Origin of the sequence: Tunicatimonas sp. (genome assembly GCF_049647865.1) — a bacterium.
Taxonomy (GTDB): Bacteria; Bacteroidota; Bacteroidia; order Cytophagales; family Cyclobacteriaceae; genus Tunicatimonas.
Genome location: NZ_JBARYM010000124.1, coordinates 1 through 6,866, shown reverse-complemented (window position 1 = coordinate 6,866; position 6,866 = coordinate 1). Strand labels below are relative to the sequence as shown.

The 6,866-nt window shown below is 44.1% G+C and carries 3 protein-coding genes; all 3 read left to right on the top strand.

Translation table 11 applies throughout. From position 1 onward, the window contains the following. On the top strand, positions 1 to 1,609 hold a 1,609-nt coding region (treZ, locus tag WBA23_RS04055), incomplete at its 5' end, for a malto-oligosyltrehalose trehalohydrolase (RefSeq protein WP_424580967.1). A 142-nt stretch (positions 1,610 to 1,751) separates the two neighbouring features. After that, positions 1,752 to 4,214 (top strand): DUF3536 domain-containing protein, encoded by a 2,463-nt coding sequence (locus tag WBA23_RS04050; RefSeq protein ID WP_424580966.1) that lies wholly within the window; start codon positions 1,752 to 1,754, stop codon positions 4,212 to 4,214. A gap of 168 nt (positions 4,215 to 4,382) precedes the next feature. Next, positions 4,383 to 6,821, top strand: a complete 2,439-nt coding sequence (gene treY, locus WBA23_RS04045) for a malto-oligosyltrehalose synthase (RefSeq protein WP_424580965.1) — start codon at positions 4,383 to 4,385, stop codon at positions 6,819 to 6,821. Positions 6,822 to 6,866 lie beyond the last annotated feature (45 nt).

Genomic DNA, 6,866 nt, shown 5'->3' with positions numbered 1-6,866 from the left:
ACCCGATGGGGTGCACGGTGCTTCGGAAGTAGTAGATTTGCAAAACACCAAATGGACGGATAGTTCTTGGAAGGGAATTGCCCTACGAGATATGGTAATCTACGAATTGCACGTTGGTACCTTTACTTCTGAAGGGACTTTTGAAGCAATCATCGATAAGCTCGATTATTTGAAGGATTTAGGGATTAACACTATCGAACTGATGCCCATTGCCCAATTCCCGGGGAACCGCAACTGGGGCTACGATGGCGTTTATCCATTTGCCGCTCAGCATTCTTACGGTGGAGCGGAGGGTTTGCAAAAGTTAGTGAATGCATGTCATCAGCGAGGCCTAGCCCTACTGCTAGATGTAGTCTACAACCACTTAGGCCCGGAAGGTAATTACCTATCAGTTTATGGTCCTTATTTCACAGCAAAACATCAAACCCCTTGGGGATTAGCTATTAATTTTGATGATGCTTACTGCGATGGGGTACGCCACTATTTTCGTCAAAATGCCCTGATGTGGCTACGTGATTTTCATATTGATGGACTACGGCTCGATGCTATTCACGCTATTAAAGATGCTGGTGCTAATCATTTTCTGGCGGAGCTAAGCCAAGCAAAAACTACATTATCCGAACAAACGAAAAGAAACTATGTGCTAATTGGCGAATGTGACCTGAACGATCATAGATATATAAGTCCACAGGAAGTAGGTGGCTATGGTTTAGATGGACAGTGGATTGATGAGTTTCATCACGCATTACACACTGAACTTACTGGAGAAAACGACGGTTACTACGCCGACTTCAGCGAGTTTTCGCACATGGCAAAAGCTTACGAAAAAACGTACGTATACAATGGAATCTATTCTCCCTTCCGCAAGCGAATGTTTGGCAATAGTGCCGAGAACCGTCCTTATTCTCAGTTTGTCGTATTTTCTCAAAACCACGATCAGGTAGGTAATCGGATGCTCGGCGATCGGCTTACTGAAACCTTGCCGTTTCCAGCTTTGAAGCTAGCCGCTGGTGCGGTGCTCGTCTCACCCTATGTACCGATGCTATTTATGGGAGAAGAATACGGTGAAACACAACCTTTTCAGTACTTTGTTAGCCACACCGATGCCGATCTAGTAGAAGCAGTACGGCAGGGGCGTAAACGGGAGTTCGCGTACTTTCAAAAAGTAGGATCTGAAGTACCCGACCCGCAATCAGAAGAAACATTTAACAACTCAAAGCTGTCCTGGAACTGGTCGGTACTAGAGTCGCAGTTACTATTTAAATACTATCAGGCGCTAATCAAATTACGAAAAGAACTTCCAGCTTGGCAAGATGATAGTCGCCCGGCTTTAGAAGTACAAATTATTGAACCTCAAATAATTCTCCTTTCCCGACAGCATACGGCTGATGAGTCAGTGGCCCCTACGTTAATTGTGCTTAACTTTTCAAAAAAATCAGCACTATTCACGCTACCGATGAGTCGCGATGAAACATACGAAAAGATATTTGATTCTGAAGATACCGCCTGGGGTGGAGAAGCTCCGCAAGCGGACCTAATGATGGCCAATGATACCAAAAGCCAACTACTTCCCTACAACCTAGCAATTTACCAGCGTAGCACCGAATGAGGAAAAATGTGAAATAAAAGATATGAAAAACACGAAAGAAAGCGAGGGTGACAAGCTCTCTAGCAGATTCTAGTTCTTTGTTTCTTCACCTAATACCTAATTTCGAAAACCCAATACCTATCAACTATTAGCAATTTAGATTATGAGTAAAAAGAATAAATACGTATGTGTACACGGGCATTTTTATCAGCCCCCTCGTGAGAACCCTTGGCTTAACCGGGTAGAGGTGCAAGATTCAGCTTACCCATACCACGATTGGAATGAGCGGATTACAGCCGAATGTTACTCTCGCAATTCAGCAGCGCGTATTCTAGACGAAAAGCGCCGCATTCAGGATATTATCAATAATTATGCGAAGATCAGCTTTAACTTTGGGCCTACATTGCTGCAATGGATGCATCTTGAGGCCCCTGATGTGTACGATGCTATTTTGGAAGCAGACCGTCTAAGCCTAAAGCAATTTAATGGGCATGGTTCTGCGATTGCTCAGGCGTATAATCATCTGATTGTTCCTCTCGCTAACGCCCGAGATCAAGAGACCCAAGTGCTCTGGGGCATTCGAGATTTTGAATCTCGCTTCAAACGTTACCCAGAAGGAATGTGGTTACCAGAGACTGCGGTAAATACAGATACGCTGGAAGTACTAGCTAAACACGATATTAAATATACTATACTTTCTCCTTACCAAGCTTTAAAAGTTCGGAAAATTGGAGCGAAGGACTGGCGTGATGCCACGGGTGCTAAGGTTGATCCTCGTCGCCCTTACCTTTGTAAGCTTCCTTCAGGACGATCTATCGCACTATTTTTTTATGATGGCCCCGTATCGCAGGGAATTGCTTTTGAAGGGCTGTTGAACAATGGAGCTGCCTTCGCTGCGCGTCTGATGGATCAATTAGACCACGGTGATAAGAAACCGCAGATGATGCATATCGCTACCGATGGTGAAAGCTACGGTCACCACCACCGCTACGGCGAAATGGGCCTATCCTACTGTTTGAATCAAATTGATAACGACCCTAATGTGTCGTTAACTATCTACGGTGAGTTTCTTGAAAAGCACCCCCCCGAGTTTGAGGCGAAAATTATAGAAAACACCGCTTGGAGTAGCACCCCTCATTTGGAGCGATGGTCAGAGAACGGTGGTGGAAATACCGGTGGCCGACCAGAATGGCATCAGCATTGGCGGAAACCACTACGGGCTGCCTTTGATTGGCTGCGCGATACTGTCAACCCAATCTATGAGCAAGAAATTCAGTCATTTGGGGTAGATCCGTGGCATCTACGCAACGAATACATTGACGTGATCGTAGATCGTTCGCGCGAAAATGTAGAGCAGTTTCTCGATAATCATTTTGGTGGTGACCTTTCTAACCAGCAAAAGATTACGATCTTGAAGCTGCTAGAGGTACAGCACCACGCTATGTTGATGTACACGAGTTGTGGCTGGTTCTTTGACGAAGTTACCGGTATTGAGACAATGCAGGATATTTTGTACGCGGCCCGGGTACTTCAACTTATTGAAGACGTAACTGGCACGAATTACGAAAGTCACTTTTTAGAACTACTAGCTTTAGCCGAAAGTAACATTCCTGATCATCAGAACGCGGCGGTAGCTTACGAGAAATTTGTTCGCCCATCAATAGTTGATATGCCTCGAGTGGGAGCTCATTACGCGGTTTCCTCGCTCTTCACGGAGTATCCCGAGCAAACTCGCATGTACAGTTACGATGCCAAAGCTGAAAACTTTGAATTGCTGGAAGCTGGTAAGTATAAACTAGCCATTGGCAAGGCGGTACTGAATTCTGAAGTAACTCTAGAAGAATCTCAAATCACCTTTGCCATACTTCACCTGGGTGATCACCACCTTTTTGGCGGTGTGCGAGAATTTGATAGTGAAGAGGCCTTTCAAGCAATGCGCGATGAAGTAGTTCCTGCTTTCAAGAAAAGCCGGGTACACGAAGCTATTGTACTGCTAGATAAACATTTTGGTACGCACAATTATTCGTTCTGGCACTTGTTTAAAGATGATCAGAAAAAGATTCTAGATCAGGTACTGGAGCACACCTTAACCTCGGTTGAAGGTACGTTTCGCCGGGTTTATGAGGATAACTACTCACTGCTGCAAGCGATGAAGGAACTCAGTATTGCCCCTCCTAATCTTTTAAAATTTCCGGGTGAGTTTACCGTCAATGCTAACTTAAGCCGCTTGCTAAAAAGCGATGAAATTAATATGCGAGAACTCAATATGCTTGCTGATAGTCTGGAACACCTTTCGGTTGATATTGATAAAGTTGGTTTGGATCATTTAGCGGCCGAACGTATTAACCAGCTTATGAGAAACTTTAAGAACAACCCAGAAGACGAGCATTTAATGCACAAAGTGGTACAACTAATTCAGGCTTGTAAGAAAGTGCAACTTACCCCTGATTTGTGGGAGGCTCAAAATATAGCGTTCACTGCGCATAATCGGAATTACCGTCATAATTGCCAGCTCCGCGATAACGATGATGGGGTGGCACGCGCTTGGTGTACCACATTTGAAATACTATTTAAAGAGCTTAACATTCATGTGGTAGACGACGCTCCGGTACCTCAGTTATCGTAGTTTTGGATGGTTATTCATTGGTGACTAGTTGCCGCATCGCGGTGATTAGTCTACATTCAATGGGCGACAATCCATAGTTTTCATCACTAATTATTATTCATCATCGGCCTTTGTTCATTGCATTCGCCTAAGGCGGACTAACTGTTCATTGCCAACTGCTCATTACCAATGTACACTCCCCAAGCTACCTATCGACTGCAACTCCACGCGGATTTTAATCTGGAAAAATTACAGGATATTCTAGATTACCTTCAGGCGTTGGGGGTTTCAACAATATATGCCTCACCTATTCTGGCCGCCCGGTTGGGCAGTACCCACGGCTACGATGTAGTGGATCCGCTCAATATCAATCCTGAAGTTGGAACTGAAGCATCATTGACCAAAATTTCTCAGGAACTTAAACAGCGAAATATTGGCTGGGTTCAGGATATTGTGCCTAACCACATGGCGTTTGACACCGATAATCCTTGGATTACCAATCTACTGGAACTAGGTCCGCGTTCGCCATTTTTTACGCATTTTGACGTTGATTGGTGGAACGAGAATCCGGAAAACTACGGGAAGCTCATGTTCCCAATCTTAGGCGAATTGCTAATTAGTGCGCTAGAGTCTAATCAAATACGCCTTTCTTACGACGACCGGGGTTTAGTGGTCCGATATTATGAACATAGGATACCTCTCAACGCTACTTCGTATACTGGCTTACTTACTAGTATTATTGACCAAGTTGGCGAACAAGAGTCTAAGATTCAGCTAACCAGGCTATTGGTCGCTTTACAACCTTTTTCCCCGGATACTACCGGTGTAGTTGACCCTGAGAAGTGGCAGCAGTTTAAAAACGAATGGTTAAATCTTTTCTGTGAAGATAAGTTTCGACTGATGCTTACCGACGCTATTGATCAGCTAAGCAATAGTAAGGACTTTATTAAAGAGTTATTAGATAAGCAGCACTTCCGACTCGTTTACTGGAAAACAACTGAAGGAGAGATTTACTACCGCCGATTTTTTACGGTAAATGATCTCATTTGTCTTAACATGCAAAATCCTACTGTATTTGAAGATTATCATCAGTTGCTGCATTCTCTAGTCCAAAAAAATATTTTTCAGGGATTGAGAATCGACCACGTTGATGGACTTTTCGATCCTACCCAGTATTTGGATCAACTTCGTGATTTGGTAGGTAAGGATACTTACCTAGTCGTAGAGAAAATTCTCGAAGGGAATGAGAAAATTCCGACTCAGTGGCCTATTCAGGGAACCACGGGCTACGATTTTTTAGTGCAGGCTAACCGTTTTTTTAGTAGCAGTACTCAATCTGATCAACTGAGTGACCTTTACCAGCAGTGGACACCCGAAGAGCGGGCCTACACTGATATTGTTTACGATAACAAGATGCTCATTCTCCGGGAACGAATGCAGGGCGAGCTTAATAACCTTACTCGTTTGCTAGAAACCTTAGAGATTATTCCCGACACAAATACGGCTAGTTCTGAAGAACTGCAAGAGGCATTAGCTCATGTGTTAGTAGCTTTTCCGGTCTACCGTATCTACGATAATCAGCTTCCCCTTTCCAAACAATCCCTTCAGCTACTCGGTGAAATATTTTCTAAAGCCAATGAGAAGGTTCCGCAGCTTTTACCAGCACTCAATACGCTACGAATAATCTTCAATGGGGTACCTGATAAAAGTGAAGAAGTTAATAAAAATACGCTGTACTTTATTCAGCGTTGTCAGCAATTTTCTGGCCCTTTAGCGGCTAAAGGTATTGAAGATACAACTTTTTACCAGTACTATCGGCTGATTTCACGCAATGAAGTGGGCGATAGTCCCGATCATTTGGGAATGACGATCGATGAATTGCACCAATGGCTACAGTCACGGTCACTGCTTACTATGAATGCTACGGCTACCCACGATACTAAGCGGGGTGAAGATGCCCGCATCCGAATTAATGTGCTAAGTGAGCAGGTAGCGCAGTGGGCCGATGTAAGTAAAAAGTGGAAAAAACAGCATCAGACGTACTGTACTAACGTAGCCGGAAAGCATTACCCCACAGATAATGACATTTATTTTATTTATCAGACGTTAGTCGGAACCTACCCACTTCATATTTCTCCGCTGGAAGACAATTATGCCGAACGCCTCGGTAACTACTTAGAAAAAGCAGTACGCGAAGCAAAAACCAATACTACCTGGTCATCTCCAAATTCCGACTACGAAAAAAGTCTAATAGATTTTGCCAAAGGCATTCTTAGCGACCCAGATTTTATAGAAGAGCTTACCAATTTCGTTCGGCCACTGGCTCGTAAATCGGTAGCTTATTCGTTAGGGCAAACTGTGCTAAAAATAATGGCCCCTGGCGTTCCCGATATCTACCAAGGCACTGAATTTTGGGATTTGAGTATGGTTGATCCTGATAATCGTCGCGCAGTAGACTACTCATCTCGCACGTATTTGCTTAAGCAGTTCGTTCAAAACACTGATACGTTAGCTAACGCGCAGCAGTTAGCCGCTAATCCTGATGATCCGGCCATTAAAATGTATACCCTTTTTCGTAGTTTACAATTACGGCAGCGGTGGCCCGCGCTGTTTTCTGAAAGCTACTAACAGCCACTGCACGTTACGGGGGAATATGCGTCTCATATATTAGCG